The sequence below is a fragment of the Streptomyces flaveolus genome, assembly GCF_044765825.1.
Taxonomy (GTDB): Bacteria; Actinomycetota; Actinomycetes; order Streptomycetales; family Streptomycetaceae; genus Streptomyces; species Streptomyces flaveolus.
Map to the genome: position 1 here is coordinate 142,903 of NZ_JBIWKU010000009.1, position 15,228 is coordinate 158,130.

Annotated in this window: 13 protein-coding genes and 3 pseudogenes; 8 read left to right on the forward strand and 8 right to left on the reverse strand. The window is 68.7% G+C overall.

Features of this window, described 5'->3' with window-relative positions; genetic code table 11:
• Positions 1–1,033 precede the first annotated feature (1,033 nt).
• Positions 1,034–2,002, reverse strand: a complete 969-nt coding sequence (locus ACIRG6_RS26170; protein ID WP_403324735.1) for an alpha/beta hydrolase — start codon at positions 2,000–2,002, stop codon at positions 1,034–1,036.
• Between the two features lie 457 nt (positions 2,003–2,459).
• The gene (locus tag ACIRG6_RS26175; RefSeq protein WP_403324736.1) at positions 2,460–2,624 is read right to left on the reverse strand and encodes a DNA ligase-like domain-containing protein; all 165 of its coding nucleotides are present in this window, start codon (positions 2,622–2,624) and stop codon (positions 2,460–2,462) included.
• Positions 2,625–2,802: 178 nt separating this feature from the next.
• Here ACIRG6_RS26175 and ACIRG6_RS26180 point away from each other — a divergent pair, with 178 nt between their 5' ends.
• From ACIRG6_RS26180 to ACIRG6_RS26195, 4 genes and pseudogenes are all read left to right on the forward strand, one after another.
• Positions 2,803–2,967 carry a hypothetical protein gene (locus ACIRG6_RS26180; RefSeq protein ID WP_403324737.1) on the forward strand — a complete coding sequence of 55 codons (165 nt, stop codon included), beginning with the start codon at positions 2,803–2,805 and terminating at the stop codon, positions 2,965–2,967.
• A gap of 740 nt (positions 2,968–3,707) precedes the next feature.
• Positions 3,708–3,961 (forward strand): annotated as a pseudogene (locus ACIRG6_RS26185) (toxin Doc); the annotation flags it as partial.
• A gap of 222 nt (positions 3,962–4,183) precedes the next feature.
• Complete coding sequence (locus ACIRG6_RS26190; RefSeq protein ID WP_403324738.1) at positions 4,184–5,182, forward strand: YdcF family protein; 999 nt, start codon at positions 4,184–4,186, stop codon at positions 5,180–5,182.
• 147 nt (positions 5,183–5,329) lie between these two features.
• Positions 5,330–5,512, forward strand: a pseudogene (locus ACIRG6_RS26195) (dihydrofolate reductase family protein); the annotation flags it as partial.
• A 198-nt stretch (positions 5,513–5,710) separates the two neighbouring features.
• On the opposite strand, the gene ACIRG6_RS26200 reads toward ACIRG6_RS26195, so the two are convergent.
• The 3 genes from ACIRG6_RS26200 to ACIRG6_RS26210 all read right to left on the reverse strand — a co-directional run bounded on the left by ACIRG6_RS26200 (position 5,711) and on the right by ACIRG6_RS26210 (position 6,771).
• Entirely contained in the window at positions 5,711–6,109 is a 399-nt protein-coding gene (locus tag ACIRG6_RS26200; protein ID WP_403324739.1) for a hypothetical protein, read from the reverse strand.
• A gap of 63 nt (positions 6,110–6,172) precedes the next feature.
• Positions 6,173–6,376, reverse strand: a complete 204-nt coding sequence (locus ACIRG6_RS26205; RefSeq protein WP_225637173.1) for a hypothetical protein — start codon at positions 6,374–6,376, stop codon at positions 6,173–6,175.
• 173 nt (positions 6,377–6,549) lie between these two features.
• Positions 6,550–6,771, reverse strand: coding sequence for a thioredoxin family protein (locus ACIRG6_RS26210; RefSeq protein WP_403324740.1), 222 nt, complete (start codon positions 6,769–6,771; stop codon positions 6,550–6,552).
• Between ACIRG6_RS26210 and istB the strand changes: the two genes are divergently transcribed.
• Positions 6,727–7,305 (forward strand): IS21-like element helper ATPase IstB, encoded by a 579-nt coding sequence (gene istB, locus ACIRG6_RS26215; protein ID WP_403324741.1) that lies wholly within the window; start codon positions 6,727–6,729, stop codon positions 7,303–7,305. The genes ACIRG6_RS26210 and istB overlap by 45 nt on opposite strands.
• A gap of 19 nt (positions 7,306–7,324) precedes the next feature.
• Here istB and ACIRG6_RS26220 read toward each other — a convergent pair whose 3' ends face one another.
• On the reverse strand, positions 7,325–7,849 hold the full coding sequence (locus tag ACIRG6_RS26220) for a hypothetical protein (RefSeq protein WP_403324742.1): 525 nt from the start codon (positions 7,847–7,849) through the stop codon (positions 7,325–7,327).
• Between the two features lie 100 nt (positions 7,850–7,949).
• Between ACIRG6_RS26220 and ACIRG6_RS26225 the strand changes: the two genes are divergently transcribed.
• Positions 7,950–8,540, forward strand: a complete 591-nt coding sequence (locus ACIRG6_RS26225) for a TetR/AcrR family transcriptional regulator (protein WP_403324743.1) — start codon at positions 7,950–7,952, stop codon at positions 8,538–8,540.
• 376 nt (positions 8,541–8,916) lie between these two features.
• On the opposite strand, the gene ACIRG6_RS26230 is transcribed toward ACIRG6_RS26225, so the two are convergent.
• Together ACIRG6_RS26230 and ACIRG6_RS26235 are read right to left on the reverse strand one after the other, a co-directional pair.
• Complete coding sequence (locus ACIRG6_RS26230; protein WP_403324744.1) at positions 8,917–12,171, reverse strand: glycosyl hydrolase; 3,255 nt, start codon at positions 12,169–12,171, stop codon at positions 8,917–8,919.
• 529 nt (positions 12,172–12,700) lie between these two features.
• A pseudogene (locus tag ACIRG6_RS26235) lies at positions 12,701–12,835 on the reverse strand (IS5/IS1182 family transposase); the annotation flags it as partial.
• Between the two features lie 856 nt (positions 12,836–13,691).
• Between ACIRG6_RS26235 and ACIRG6_RS26240 the strand changes: the two are divergent.
• Both ACIRG6_RS26240 and ACIRG6_RS26245 read left to right on the forward strand, forming a co-directional pair.
• The gene (locus ACIRG6_RS26240) at positions 13,692–14,234 is read left to right on the forward strand and encodes an EF-Tu/IF-2/RF-3 family GTPase (RefSeq protein ID WP_403324745.1); all 543 of its coding nucleotides are present in this window, start codon (positions 13,692–13,694) and stop codon (positions 14,232–14,234) included.
• A gap of 326 nt (positions 14,235–14,560) precedes the next feature.
• Entirely contained in the window at positions 14,561–14,869 is a 309-nt protein-coding gene (locus ACIRG6_RS26245) for a hypothetical protein (protein ID WP_403324746.1), read from the forward strand.
• Positions 14,870–15,228 lie beyond the last annotated feature (359 nt).

Below are 15,228 nucleotides of genomic sequence, written 5' to 3' on the forward strand. Positions count from 1 at the left end.
GGGGAGCAGTTGCCCGAGCAGGCTCGGGATCGGCATCAGCCGCCTGAACAGGTGTCGCTGACATGAAGAGGGCACCAACGAGCAGGGCGCCCGAGACGGCAAACGTGGCTGGTTTGATCATGCATTGCAAACGATCTCCACATCCCAGGGTCACACCGCCATCCAGGCGACAGCCGCCATGGCGGCCATTGATCCACGACGCAGAAGACGTGCAGTACCTGCTCAGGAAAACCGGGCGCGTCCTCAACCCCCAACAGCGAATTCGTCGTCATGCTCTACGCCTCCCCGGAGCAGCGGCCTGACGGAACAGTGATGATCAAAGCCAGCGAGCCGGCCGCCACCGCAGGCCTGGCACCCCACCACCGACCCCGACCACCGCATCGACTGGATGCACTCCAGGAACGCCTGCACGGCCCCGACCACGGGCACCGAACCCGGGCCGACAGGCCCGACCACGGCAGGCACAGACCCGCGTGGGGGATCAGTTGACGACCTGGAGCTCACCGACCTGGACGCCGACGGTGCTGGTGCGGATCTCGGTGAACTGGCCGGAGTCCGCTCCCCCGCCGACGCCCTCCCAGCCCACGGTCCACGTGCGGATACACCTGGACGCTGGTGAGGCGCTGCCCACCGAGGCGGGCGACGTCGTGCGCCAGGGCGAGGAGCTCGGCCGGTGGGTGCGGGCAGTCCAGTATGGCTGGGACAAGCTCACCACCGTCCAGCAGTGGCTGTGCGAACAGGTCCTCGGAATCGAGCCCGCCGGCGAGGACGAAAAGCCGTCGCCGCGCCGCACGCAGGCCGACAAATGGGCCATGAACTACCAGGCCGCCAAACGGTTCTGCGAACGCGAGGGACACCTAGGCGTACCGAGGAAGCACGTCGAACGGATCATCGTCGACGGCGACGGGAGCGGCTCGCCGGGTCCGGCATGTCCGGGGACGGAGTGGCTTACCGGGCGGGCCGCACGGCCGGCCCGGCTTGTGGCACCCTCCCCCGCGTCTTTGCCCACGTGGCTCGTGCGGGGGCGCCGCCGTTATGGCCGGGTGTGGCGGCGGGAAGTGAGGGTGACGGTGGTGCCCGTGGCGACAAGCAAGGCCGCTACGGCTCCGGCCCCGGCAAGCTGCTGGGTGCGGGAGCCGGTGTCGGCGAGCGCCGCGGGCTTGCCGCCGGTGGCGGTGCTGGTGGCGGCGTCACGGATCTGGCGGGTGACGACGTCCGGATGGGACATCATCGACACATGAGAGGAGTCGATCTCCACGGTGCGGGACTTGGCCCGGCGGGCCTCGAAGCGTTCGAGATCGGGGGCGATGGCCTTGTCCTGCTTCGAGACGATGGCCCAGGAGGGAATCGTCTTCCAGGCGGCGGCGGTGGCCTTCTCTCCGAACCCAGCCTGGGAGACCGGGCGCTGCTCGACGGCCATCAGCCGGGTCTGCGAAGCAGGCAGGTCGGCAGCGAAGACGGAGTGGAACATGTCCGGCTTGATGTACAGGTCGGTGCCGCTGCCGGTGCCGGCCGTGTACGGGACGGGGTTGAGCGCCGGGCCGAGTTCGCTGCCGGGGAACTTCATGGACAGCTCGGCGGGGGACTCGCCGACGTCGGGCATGAAGGCGGAGACGTAGACGAGGGCCTTGACATTGGGGTTCCCGGCCGCAGCCTGGGTGATGACCGCGCCGCCGTAGGAGTGGCCGGCGAGCACGATCGGCCCGTCGATCTTCCTGAGAACGGAGGCGGTGTAGGTGGCGTCATTGGACAGACCGCGCAGCGGGTTCGGCGGGGCCACCACCTTGTAGCCCTGGTCCAGGAGGCGTTCGCCGACGGCGTTCCAGCCCGAGGCATCGGCAAACGCCCCGTGTACGAGGACCACGGTCGGCTTCACCTCTCCTCCGGCCCTGGACGCGGCGGCGGGCGCGGACGCCCCGGTCGTGGCCAGGCCGGCGGTGGCGGTGGCCAGGACCACGGCGGCGGCCCATGGTATTCGGCGCCGGGCAGACAGCATGCCCATAAGAGTCTTCCTCCTCGGTTGGGCGAATCGTTGCCGACGCCAGCGTCCGGGCCCGAAGCAGCCTCCCGCACGCCACGCCGGGCATCCGGGTGACACCCGCACCTGGCGGTCCCCGAGATCGTCACCCCGCATGGGGGCGCAGAACGGCAAGGCCCGCAGTCGCCCTGTTTGTGCCGCCGTTGCCTCCGGAGCCGGGCAGGCGTAATCCCCCGTCGCCTGCCCGGCCCCGGCCCCTCGGCGCCACCAGCACGAGCGCCCGCAAAAGCCGGGCCAGCCACTCAGATCAGACGGCTCGGCGGCCAGCCACAGCGCCGCCGGAGTCACCATCCCCGTCTTTACGCCGTGGGAGGGCCAGTCCATGACCATCCGACACCACGACCACGGTGAACACATCGCCCGCATCACCCAGACCGACAGTGGATGGCACCTCGTCTGGGACTACAACCTGATCGCAGACTCAGTGCACGACACGGCATTCGCCGCCGTAGCCGCAGCCGACGAAGAGCAGCGCCCGGTAGCCGTCGGGTTTCCGTTCGAAGGCCAGCCCGCCAGGGAGTGCCCGCTCGGGCGGCAGCTCGGAGCGGGCCTCGGCGAGCATCGGCTGGCCCGGTGGAGACAGCACATTCCCAGGTGTGTGCCGCGGCGCCGCCGGGCGCACCCGGGCCCAGGGGTCAGTGCCACCAGCGATGATGCCGGTATGACGATCACCATGCGCAGCTACGGCTTCACGTGGATTGATGCTGACGGCACCCCGCGCGCCTCGGCCGTCGCGTACGACGAGGTCTCCGCCGACCGGCGGCTTGACCGTGCTTACTACCGCGGTGCTCCTGGCCTTCGGTGCCGACCCGCAACTCCCGGACGCGGACGGGCACATGCCCATGGACCTCGCCCTTCAGTACGACCATGACCTGGCAGTCAAGCTGTTGCAGCGGCACATCAGCGAGCGAGGCGCCGCAGGCAGATGAGTGTGACAGGCGATTTCCCAGGGCGAGGGCGGCCGAGGGGGTACGGCGTGCGATGGCCGGCTAGGTGAAGTCCGCGTAGGCAAGGTGCGTTGCACAGGTCCGGCGCCGGAAGAGGTAGGCGGTCGGCTGACCGTTGCTGTCCATCGAGTCGTTGGTTGGGTATGAGTCGTCCGGGTCCGAAGATTCCGCCGTTGTCGGTCACTGATGCGTCGGGCACTTCGACGAGAACCCGGCCGGCATCCGCCGCTGGAGCGCCACGGGTCGGCTTGCCTGGACGTCGGACGGTGCCCGCATCCCCGGTCTCTTCGACTGCTACGCCCTGAACGTGTCGGGCTCCGCCGCCTGGGCGTGCCCCTACATGGACCTCCCGCTCGTAGAGATACGCCCCGACCGCACCAGCCAGCCCGTGAGGGTGAGGTCGAACCGCGTACGGGGCGCCAAAGCGGTGGCCGTCCACGGCGAGCGAGTCACCTTCTACGGCGGCAACGGTGAGGAGCGAGACCGACTCGCCCACGGAGAGCTCACCGAAACCTCTGTCGAACCAACGGAGGTCAGCGTGCTCACCCTGCCCAATGACCCTGCTCCCCGCCGCCGACGGGTCGTCAGCCGAGGAAGCAGGAACTACGTCCAGGCTGAGCCATTCACCGCGTGGGGCCTGTTCGACCTCAGCAACTGACACCCTCCCGCCCCGGAGATGTCAGGAGCGGGACCAGGCGGAGCGCCGGGCAGCTACGCGGTTCCGGGACAAGACCCGGATGCCGACGCTGGAGGCGCCCGACCCGGACACCGCCTGGCGCGCGGCCGCGCTCCTGCACACGGTCGTCCGGCTGCAGCCCCTCCCCATCGCAACAGTCTCTCCGCCGCCTTCGTGGCCGCCCAGTACATGGCCCAGTCCGGCGAAGGCATCGACCCGCCGTACGGCGCCCTGTCGGATCTGGTCAGGAAGGTCCGCGACAGCCGGCTGGGCATCTACGCCGTCGCTGAGGCGCTGCGTATGCCGGTCCCGGGCGACGGCGTATCCCGCGTATGCCGGTCTCCGTCGATGGCGGCAACGTACGCCCGCCTGCGGCGCGTCGCGGCCGGTCTGCGAGGATGACGGGCGACCGTCCGCACCAGGTCCGCCGCGCTGCGCGAGCCCGGGAACGCGAAGGCGGCGACAGGCGGGCGGGGACGGGCCCCGGGGCCCCGCGGGTGGGAGAGCGGAGTGGTGCGGGACGTGCCGGAGTACCCGGAGTACCTTGCCGCGGCGGTGTTCGCCGCGGGTGGCCTCGTGCATGCCGTGCTGGCGCCGCACCGGTTCTCCACCGCGGTCCTGTTCTGCCTCGCGGTGACGTCTGCCGGACTCGGTGTGTCCGCCCGCAGCGCGCAGAGCCACCACACCGTCGCCACCGTGCTCGCCGTCCTCGCCGTGCTCGGGGCGCTCGCGCTGGGCCTGCTCCTGCTGGTCGACGCCGTCCTCCTGGTCCGGCGCTACGGGCCGCAGACGCCCTTGCTCGCCACCGGCGCCGCCGGCTGCGCGATGCTGGCGGTGCTCGGCCTCGACGCCGTCCTGTACACGGTCGGCGGCGAGGTGGCGGGTGGGCTCATGGTCGCGGTGAACGCGGCCGCGGGGTACCTCTCGCTGCTCTTCCTCGTCTTCACCGGGTACGTGATCGTCCGGGGGCGCAGCACCCCGCCTCCGGGGACCACCCATGTCGTCGTCCTGGGCGCCGGGCTCGACGGCGACCAGCCCGGCCCGTTGCTGCGGCGCAGGCTGGAGCGCGCCCTCGCGGTCGACGCGCCCGACGTACCGGACACGAATCCTGTGACGTTCGTCGTCTCGGGCGGGCAGGGCGACGACGAGGTCGTCTCCGAGGCGGACGCCATGGCCGACTACCTGCGCGCCCGCGGAGTGTCCTCCGACCGAATCGTGCGGGAGGACCACTCCGTCAACACCGGACAGAACCTCCGCTTCAGCGGGGCCCTCATGGAACACGCCGGTCCCGGCCACCGGGCCACGGTGGTCACCAGCGGCTTCCACGTCTACCGCACCACCCTGCTGGCCCGCCGCGCCGGCGTCCCCGTCGACGTCATCGGCGCGCCGACCTCCCCCGCGTACTGGCTCTCCGCGACCCTGCGCGAGTTCGCCGCCGTCCTGTGGCTGGACCGGCTCCCGCTGGTCGGGCTCAGTCTGCTGCTCGCGGTGCCCGTGGCGACGGCGGCCTTCGAGCGCTGAGCGAGTCCTCGCGCCCTTCGGTGACACCCTCCTCGGCGTGCCGGTGCGATGAGTTCGCCGGTCGTCGGCAGCCTCCCCTGCACACGCACCTCCGTCGGCCGAGCAGGGGCCGCGGGCCGGAGGCGTGGCGGAGCGAGGGAGTCCACGATGCCCCACCCGATTCGGCTGTACACGTCGACGTCGCTCGACGGGTTCATCGCCGGGCCGGACGACCGGCCAGGTCAGGAGCTGGGGCGAGACGGCGGACGGCTCTTCGACTGGCTCGACGACCGGGAGTCCGACGGGCCGAGCGGCCAGGTCTACCGCGAGGCCCTGGCGACCGGCGCGCTGGACGGCCGGATCAGCTGACGTGCAGCTTCCTGCCCCACCGCTCGACGGCCTTCGCGTCGCAGTACTCGCACAAGGGCGAGCGGGCGTCGCGCCCGTATGTGTGGGTGGGGCGGCGGCATGCGGCGCACGGACCGATCTGGTCGCCGGGGCAAATGCGTGCAGAGGCGTCGGGCTCGGTGGGCGGCGGTACAGGGGCGGTCATCGCGGTTCCTCGTCTCGGCGGCCGGCCCCGGCTGCCTCGAACGAAGAACAGAACGCCAGACGCGCCGCTCCCGGGAGGCCGGACTCACGGGCCGCGGCCCGCAGGTACGCAGTGATGCCGTCCAGCGTCTCCGGCAGGCGCGTGCGCCGTCGTACTGCCATGCCGTGGTCCCAGCACAGTTCCACCCAGCGCGGCCCGGCATCCGGGAAGGGGGCGATACGGGCGGTTGCTGCCTGCTCGCTGCACACCGTGCAGATGCGGGGCGGCACCGCCTGGATGCGGGCGAGGGCCTGCGCGTGTGCAGGAGGGGCGGGGGCCGGGCCCAGGTACACGGGGTCGATGCCGTGCCGGGTGACCAGGTCGGCGGGCTCCGTGGCGTCTCTCCGTTCGCCCATGTCCTCTGACAAGTGATCTTGACCGGTTGCCAGATGAGTCTGACCGGCGGGGAAGACCTCAGGTCAGGTGTAGACGTTGCGTCCGTACTCCTCGCGGCTCACCTGAAAGTCGTCCGGCCGGTCGCAGCGGAGCTCCTCGTACCGGACCCCGAAGATGTCGATCGCTTCGTGGAGCGTGCAGCCGGACGCGTCCATGATTGCCTTGAGCGCCAGAACGATCCGATGGTCCAGGATGTGGCGGTCCACGCTCTCGGGCAGGTCTTCCATGGGCTGACCGTACCGACAGGCGTTCGACCGCGACGGTCAATATCGCCTGGCAACCGATCAAGATCACCTGTCAGAGGGCAGCCCACTGTCCCGTGACAGCGAGCCTTGAGCGTGTGCCATCGAAGTCTGCTCGGTAGTGATGAGCAACTGCGGCAGGCGCCCACCCCTGGGGATCAGATGAACTCGGCCAGGTCGCGCAGGAGCGCAGCCTTGGGCTTGACCCCTTTGATCTGTTTGACCGTCTCACCGTGCGCGAAGACGTGCAGGGTGGGGATGGCCTGGATCTGGAACCGTTGCGTCGTCAGCGGGTTCTCGGCGATGTTCAGCTTGACGATCTGCAGTTTGTCGCCGTGCTCGGCCGCGAACGGCGCCTGCGCAGAGCGAAGTTCGAACAACAGGCCACCCTGGACGGCTTCGACTTCAACGCCTCCCCGAAGCTGCCCGCCGCCCAGATCCGTGACCTCGCGGCCCTGCGCTGGCTCCACTCCGGCCAGTCCGTCATTCTGTTCGGACCCGTCGGCGTCGGGAAGACACACGTCGCCCAGGCACTGGGCCATCAGGCCGTCCGCCAGGGTGCCAACGTCCGCTTCGCCAAGACCAGCCGCATCCTGGCCGAGCTCGCCGGCGGCCACGCGGACCGCACCTGGGACAAGCGCACCCGCGAACTGGTCCGCCCCGACGTGCTCATCCTCGACGACTTCGCGATGCGGCAGCTCACCGCAGCCCAGGCTGATGACCTCTACGAGCTGGTCAGTGAAAGGCAGGGCCGGTCCTTGATCCTCACCAGCAACCGGGCTCCCAGCGACTGGTATCCGCTGTTCCCCAACCCCGTCGTCGCCGAGTCTCTCCTGGACCGGCTGATCAACACCAGTCACCAGGTCATCATGAACGACCCCAGCTACCGGCCGAGCAAACGCCCAAGAGCCTGACCGGCAGGCCGCCGACCGCCTAGCGTCCGGGCTGGTCAACGTTCCACTCGCGCGGCAGCGCCTCGTCACAAAAGACGCAGACGAAGTCCTCCTCTCGCACGATGTCGAGCTGCCGGCAGGAGGGGCAGCGTCGGAACACTACCTCGTGCGTGAAGCCGGACGGGCGAACGATCCCGGCCTGGTCCAGGGCCTCGACGACGGCCAACCACGAGCTGACGTCCGGGCAGTAGCCGGTCGACTGATTGCTGACTTCGTCGACCGCCCACCGCCCGGACTCCTCGCGGAAGCTGATCTCGCCAGCCCCCAGTACGGCTCCTCCACCAGCACACACCACGTGCTCTTTGCGACGCGGCGCGAAACGCAGGACCCCAGCGTGATCGACAACGAAGGTGAAGGGCTCGGCCAACTCCTCCACCGTCCGAGCCGAGATCCACTCGTCGAAGTCCGCCGGCGAACGCATGCTCTGACCCTCGCCGTCCGGTCGGACCAGACTCCTCAACTCGGCCGGCCCGACATAGCGATAGCTCCAACCGCGCATGGTCATGCTCGCCCACCTAAACCCGCACTGGGCGACGACCTGGGGAATTACGTGACCGCAGACCTGGGGAATCCTTCGTCTGGCACGGGGTGTCACAATGGGCGACGTGGGTGAAGAGGCGGAGGTCAAAAAGCAGTCTCGCCGTCGTGGTCGCGTACTCGAGCAGGCGATTCTTGATGCCGCCTGGGCGGAGCTGTCCGAGTGCGGCTGGGACAACTTCACCATCGACGGTGTTGCCGTGCGGTCTGGCGCCGCGAAGTCGGTGATCTACCGACGGTGGAGCGGCCGCGTCGAGTTGGCTCGGGCCTTGATGGAACGCGGGCGGGTGACGGCGTCGGAGAACCTTGAGTCCCACGGCGATCTTCGAAGCGATTTGGTGGCATTCCTGCGAGGAATGGCACTGTTTCTGCACGGTCCGTTCGGCGGCGCGTCGCGCGGCATCGTGGTCGAGGGCGATGCCGCTACACAGGCAAGCCTGTTTGGCGGGGAGGTCTTGGTTGCGATCGTCGGCGAGCTCGTCCAGCAGGCGCGCGCCCGCGGGGAGCTCCAAGGAGAGCCTTCTGCCTTGGCACTCAACATCGGCCATGCCGTCTTGATGTGGGAGTTCACCGTCACCCGTACCCTTCCGACCGAAGATGACCTGGTCGAACTCGTTGACACGGTATGGCTGCCCGCGATTCGGCAGTCGTCGATGTGAGTGCCAAAGAGGCGCCGGAACGCGACGGTTCCGACGCCCCCGCCTCTCAGGAGAGCTTCTGAGAGGTGCTTCACGACCTTGAGCTTGGCCGCCTTCGACGTTGATGGTTTCAGCGTGGAGGAGCCGAGGCAGAACGCCGGATGCGGTGCTCACCGGGCCGGAGCTTGGACGGTTTCACCGTGGCACGGCCGCGGGACGAAGCTGGTTCGGACGACTCCTCCCTTGACCTCTTGACCTGGATGCGCCGGGAGACGGCCCCCGCCAGGTGCCGTCACGATCGTAACGACGATCTTGGCCGTGTCCCGGCGCGGACCTTCTTCGGAGCCTTGCGCGTGGTGCTGGTCGTTGCCTACGTATTGGGCGCTGGAGTGGCGGTCTATCGCAGTGCGGTGTCGCGGTACGGCGTGAGCACGATCGGCCCCATCAGCCCCGTGCTCTGGTAGGCGGAGGACTGGTAGTTCTTGTCACCCGACTTGCTGCGCTTGGCGTTGATGAGCGTGGTCGCCACCCGCACCACGAGGGTGTTCTTGCCGGGTGTGGGGTGCTTGCCGAGGTCGATCCACCCACGATCGGACTGATCGACGACCACGTTATGACCGTTGATGGTCACTCGAGCGCTGTTGAGTACGTCGCCCAGATCCAGATAGGCGCCGTCCTGACCGCGCTTCCACGACGAGGGAAGGTCGAACGTCGTGGTGTAGGTGCCGATTCCGGACTCCCTGGTGAGGTCAGGGTCGGTGATGTCCAGCCAGGAGGGCAGCGTCCCGTCGCTCCTGGCCTTCACGGTGACCGGATCGAGCGTTGTCTTGACCGTGTCGTACTCCTTGGCGCCGGGACTCCACACCTCGGCCTGCAAGGACCAGGTGTCAAGACCCGTCGGAGCAGTCAGACCCCGCACGGAGACGGTGTCGCGGCGGCCGTCCGACAGCGACGTCGTGTAGTCCCCGTCCCGGGTGGCACGCAGGTTCAGCTTCGTGCCGTTCGTGATGACCTCGCCGGAGCTGCTAGCAATGACGTGCCGAGGGCCGGGCGCGACGGGCTCGTGGCCCGGCTCGGCGAGTGCGGTGATCACCTTGTCGTAGGCGGCGATCCGAACGGAGACGGTCACGCCCGACCCGTCGGTGGTGTACTGGCCGATGGGCCTGATCCTGCCGGACCAGGTGTCCATCAGGTACGGCGTGCCTCGCCCGGACAGGCTCAGCTTCAGGTCGACGTCCTGGCCGGTGCTGTTGTGGACGAAGTCATAGCTGATTCCGTCGGTGACCCGTCGGACGTAGTTGATGCCGTGCGTGGGTGTGGAGGGCGCGACCGCCGGACGGATGCCGGCCTCGCGCAGTGCCGTGGGGAGCTGCGATTCGTCGGCGACCTGGTGGACGCTGGGCTGCGCCAGGAGGTCGGTGACGATGGTGTGGAGTTGCGCTGCCGTCGCGTCGTTGCCTGTGGTGGTGGCGGGAGCGGGTCCCACGATGAAGACGGGCATGCCGCCGCGTGCCACCTTCAGTAGATCCTTCGCGCCGTCGACCGTTATCGTGCTCTGGTTGAGGAGCACCAAGGCTCTGTAGGCGGGCAGGTTGTCGAGGAACTCGGGTGCCACGTAGTCGTTGGTGTAGCCGGCGGCGGGCGTCGCCGAGACCTTCGAGAACTGATGCGTCCCGGAGGTGCGTTGCCCCAGGTCTTCGTAGTAGACGCCGAGGTCGACGGACGAGACACCCTGTCGCAGGACCAGCTGAGTGCGGGCGAGCTGCTCGTTGACGGCGGTGTAGTCGCTCCAGCTCGGCTGGCGCACGCCGAAGGCCTCGCTGGTGTTGGGTCCGTTGCCCCGCAGGTCCCAGGGCTCGTAGCCCGGCCAGGTCCCGCCGTCGCGTCCGATCGCATTGTCGGCCGTCGTGTCCTGCGGGGCGTCACGGTAGGGGTAGCCGTGCCAGATCAGCTGGTTCACACCGCCGGCGTACGTCTGGTAGACGCTGTCGAGCAGACCCTGCGACTGCGCACCGCCCACCGGGAGCGGGTTGGGAACAGGGGCTCCGAGGTTGCCTCCGACGGTGGGGCCGGCCAGGCTGGAGCGGTAGTTGCCCAGGAACACGAAGCAGCATTCGGCGGACATCAGGTTCCTGCCCGCGTAGCGGACGCCGGCGTTGATCGTGCGGTGATCCTGCGCCGCCTCGCCCTCGTGCAGCTCGGTCTCAGGCACGCCCGCCACTGAAGCAGCCTGGGCCATGGAGATCGGCTGTCCATACATCTGTGCACGGAACTCCAGGCCGTGGCCCTTCGCCCAACGCTGCATCGTCGCGACGTAGCCGTTGACATAGAGGTCGCTGAGCGTCTTGCGGTAGTCCTCCCGGGCCTTGGCGCCGACCCCGGTCAGCTCGAATGCGGGCGTGTTGGTGCCATTGGTGCCGGTGCCGGCTATCGCGGGCAGCATGGCCGTGAGGTCGTAACCGCGAAGCGACTTGAACTTCTCCAGGAAGTTCCAGGTCCACTTCTGCGAGGTACCCAGCTCGAGAGAGTCCTCGAAAACGGCGTTGTCACGCCCGGTCCGCTTCAGGTTACGAAGCACGGGATCGGTGAGAACGTTCTCGTCCCAGTAGTCGCCCTGGATCCGCGCGCCCCCGGCGCTCAGGTGGTCCACCACATAGTCCGGCTGGGTGTAGGACTGCCCGCCTCGTTGCGCGAGGAAGCCGGACGGAGACTGCAGGAAGTCGATGACGACCCAGGGGTGTCCGTTGCCGGCCGGGAAGCGGTAGTCGAGCCTGCCGTCGACGACCTTCGCAGTCACATCCACGACCGAGGCCGGGTCCAGACCCACAGGTGCGGGGGTCGAGGCGGTGCACGCGTCAGCACACTGGGCCACGACGGTGCGGATGCGTGTGGTTCGCGCCGTGTCGGTCACCGAGTCGCCCAAGGCGTGCGGGCCGGCCAGCGCCGATACCGACGCGGTGCCGCACGCGTCAAGACGACTGCCCAGAGCAGTGACAGTGACGACTTCGGCGGCGGCTCCGCTGCCCACGGTCACCTGGTCGCCGACGGCGACGCCGCCGACGCCGGTCTGCTGGCCGGTGGGCGCCTGGCCCGTGGCGAGCCGGACGCTGCTGACGTGCAGCGTCTTGTCGCCTGCATGGGCCGGCCGGCACAGCTGCAGCGACACCTGCGGCGGTGCCACGGTCGGGGCGGGAAGGGGCCCGGAGCGAGTTGTGCCCGGGTCGTTGAACTCGCGGCCGTAGATGACCTGCTGCTCAGCCTCCGGCTGGTTGAAGCTGTTCAGTGTGGGGACCGTGGGCGGGTACTGGAAACCGAGGTTCTGATCGACTTTCATCCCATACTTGGCGGCCTCGCCGGTGATGACCTCCATCTTGTGAGCCCACCGTGGTGTACCCCAGCCATAGGTGGCCAGCGATGCGTTGTCCTGGTTGCCCGGGCCGGCGATGACGAAGGGCGAGATCTCGAACCCCCCGGCACCGTGCTCGTACATGTCACGAACCTCTGCACGGAGTTCGTCGTCATCGGTGTGAGCCAAAGGCATCCACCAGCGATACATCGGCTTCACGCTAGTCGGCGGGTCGGCGAAGGTGGACTCAGTCAGGGCCGGGGTCTCGGTCGAGGCGGCTGTCGATGCCGCAGTGGCGTCAAGCACGGCGCGGGACGCTGCACTGACCGGACCGCCCGAGGCGGCGGCCGGAACGAGGAGCGCTGACAGCGCGAGCACGGCAGCCGCTGCCAGCGCTCTACGTCCAGGCGGCATCCGGTAAGTCCGGAGTGAGGGTCGGATCATTGCTCACCTCGATTGAAAGGATTCAAGTTGCGCGCGCCACACTAAGCACCTCCTCCGGCTGTTAGCAACAGCAGTTGCTTAATTCATGAGACAACGCCCTCAAGGCGGGCCTGAGTCGAGTCGCTTCGGAAGGCGCTCTCCCTCAACTCCGCGTGGGCGGCTGGGCGCACGGTCCTCGTGGATGGCATACACGCCGCTTCACAGCTCCCGAGTCCTGTGACTTCATCGAAGGCTCGGTGTCCGGGAATGCGGCAGCGGCCTCAGCGTTACCGGCATGACTCTTCACCGCCGACTGGTGAACTTGTCATGGGGAGACCGCTTTCGCTCACAGGTGTCGCTGGCCGCCCCGCCGTTCCGGCACCCGGGAAGCGGAGCCGCCTGGGCGCCGCTGTGCGAAGGTGCGTTCGACCGCCCAGCAGACCTTGCCGAGACCGGAGCCGTGGGCGATGCCACGTCGTGCGATCAGTGGTTTGATGCCACGCTTCCACAGCAGGCGACGGTACTTGTCGAAGTCGTAGCCCCGGTCCAGTTCAAACGACTCCGCGTCCGCTACGAGCGACGCGCCGACCTCCACGGCGCAGCAAGATCAACACGGGATACGCCGAAAGACCCTCCTCCACGTCCGGTCATGACCAGGCCGGCATCCGATCGGCCCCAGCGAGGACGGCTCGACACCCGTCGGCTGTGATTCGCGCCGGTCTGCGCAGCCTGCCCCTCGGGCATGGTCTTCGCAGCTGACCAGGGGTGCTGATCGCAGGCTTCACTGGCCTGCTCGTACACGACGAACCGCACGGGGCCTTCGGCACGGGCAGTCCGCCTCGAAGTCGGTGCTCATGCCGGGACGCGACCGGCCGATGTGGTGGACAGACACGGCCACAAGACGGGTCGTGCGCTTACATCTGAAGGTGTGGGAAGGCAGGCACCGGGGGCCCTCTGCTCAGTGGCGGGCGCGTCCAGGCACCGGGGTCCCGGAGAATGCCGGGTCGCCCGAGGGTGGCCGGGCGGCCGTGGGCTCGACCGCACATGGGGGCGCGGAGCAGCCCCTTCAGCCGATGCCGACACTCCACCGCGCAGCACCAAGCTGCGCACGTTCCGACCGAGCGCTCACTGCGAGGAGGGGGCGGCCGTGTCCACGTCAGAGCGGTGCGCAGGTCGAGCACCTCCCGGGCCGGCTGAGCGCGGCGGCCGAGCGCGGCGGACCTGGTGTGGCTCGGAGTGGGGGGGAGACGAGGAGCGCGGCGCGACAGCCGGGCGGGGGCCTGACGTCGGGCTCTGTCTGAGCATCGAGCGTTGTTAGCCTCAAGCCTTGGTGGTGTGACGTTGGGCCTGAGGGTGGATCTGTGGGTCAGGCATTGATCAGTGCGGTGGGAAAGTCATTCCTGATGTCCGTCGAGGACGTTTTCAGCCTGCAGCAGGGCCGGATTGTCATGCTGACGGGTCGGATCGAACGTGGGCGGGTGCGCACGGGGGACGAGGTGGAGATCGTCGGCCTGAAGGGCGGCGTGACCGCTAGCGTGGCGGGCATCGACGCCAGTCGCATCCGTATCGACGAGGCGCGCGCGGATATGCATGTGGGGATACTGCTGCAGGGCCTCCCAGCGGATGCGGTGGAGAGGGGCCAGGTGCTCGCGGCGCCGGGGTCCATCAGCGCCCACGCCTGCTTCACTGCCGACATCGCCCTCCTGCCGGAGGAACAGGGCGGTACGGACGTGACGTCCGGTGATCGTCTTCGTTTCCACACCCGCAGCGCCACAGTGTGGGGAACCGTCGCACTGCACGGAGTCGATGTGGTGCGGCCCCTCCATCGTGCTGAAGTGACCGTCACCCTAGAACAGTCCGTCGCCATGGAGGAAGCGCAGGCTTTCGCGTTCCGTCACCACGGTCGTGCCGCCGGCTCCGGCACCGTGCTCCGACTCCCGCGCTGAGCTGAACTCGGCGCCACGGCGGACTGGTCCTGTCCCGCGTTGGCACGGTAGGGCGCCGAGCTGGCGCAGTACGTGTCGCGCTGCCGGCAGGTCTGGCGCGGCACCGCACGAGACTGCTGGACGCGGACCCCGAGCAGCCGCTGGAGCACCGCTCAACACACCGACGCTGCTACTCGGCAGGGGGCAACCGCAGCATCACCACCACTGTCGACTGGGACGGAGATGGTGACGGGCATAGCGACCCGGCAGTTGCGGCGTCCTTGCGCAGGCCAGCGCGCCCGCCGACCCGGCGATAGCCTGCGGGCCACACCAGAAAGGCGGGTCCAGTGGCCTTCAACGCAGAACACTCAGCGCGCATCGCTGCCATGCGGGAAACCGCCCGACCTCTTTGGGAGGCAACCGGCGACAAGGACGCGCTCCAGCAGTTCCTCAAGGACAACGGCTGTCACGGAGTCGAAGCCGTGTTCGTGACTATGGGCCTGCTGAACTGCGATCTCACCGAAGCGCAACGGGCCTTTTTCAACGCCCCCTGCCGCGACGTGGAACGCCGCTTCCACAACCACGCCATGAACCTCCTCGAAGAGGCCGCCGACACCGACACCTGGCCGCGCCCCCGGCCCAGCAGAGGCCCTTGACTCAGCCTTTGATACTCCGCCGACCTCACTGTTCGTCGCCTCCAGCAGCGCCCGCCGGAACAGGCAGAACATCGCCCTCACCCGGCCCCTTCAGCTGCTGGTGTGGTCCGGGGAGAGCTGGCGTCTGCCGCGGGCCTACGTGGACCTCCTGGACCGCTATGAGCGGCGGATGGTGCGGCCTGGGCCGAACCGGCGGGAAGGGCGACCGCTGCGGTCAGCGCGGCCAGAGAGTGAGCCGCATCGAGCGGTGCCCTGGCAGGAATGATCAGAGTGGAGCACTCCGGGCTGTGCAGATTCGGCCCTTGGTGAGCCTTCTGGCCTTTTGCGCGTTGTCCCACAGAAGCAGTCGCGTATACAGA

What these genes read in the sequence shown, in the direction of transcription:
- ACIRG6_RS26170 (WP_403324735.1), bottom strand. Translation starts at nt 2,002, where the DNA reads ATGGGCATGCTGTCTGCCCGGCGCCGAATACCATGGGCCGCCGCCGTG.
- ACIRG6_RS26200 (WP_403324739.1), bottom strand. Translation starts at nt 6,109, where the DNA reads ATGGGCGAACGGAGAGACGCCACGGAGCCCGCCGACCTGGTCACCCGG.
- ACIRG6_RS26205 (WP_225637173.1), bottom strand. Translation starts at nt 6,376, where the DNA reads ATGGAAGACCTGCCCGAGAGCGTGGACCGCCACATCCTGGACCATCGG.
- ACIRG6_RS26220 (WP_403324742.1), bottom strand. Translation starts at nt 7,849, where the DNA reads ATGACCATGCGCGGTTGGAGCTATCGCTATGTCGGGCCGGCCGAGTTG.
- ACIRG6_RS26240 (WP_403324745.1), top strand. Translation starts at nt 13,692, where the DNA reads ATGTCCGTCGAGGACGTTTTCAGCCTGCAGCAGGGCCGGATTGTCATG.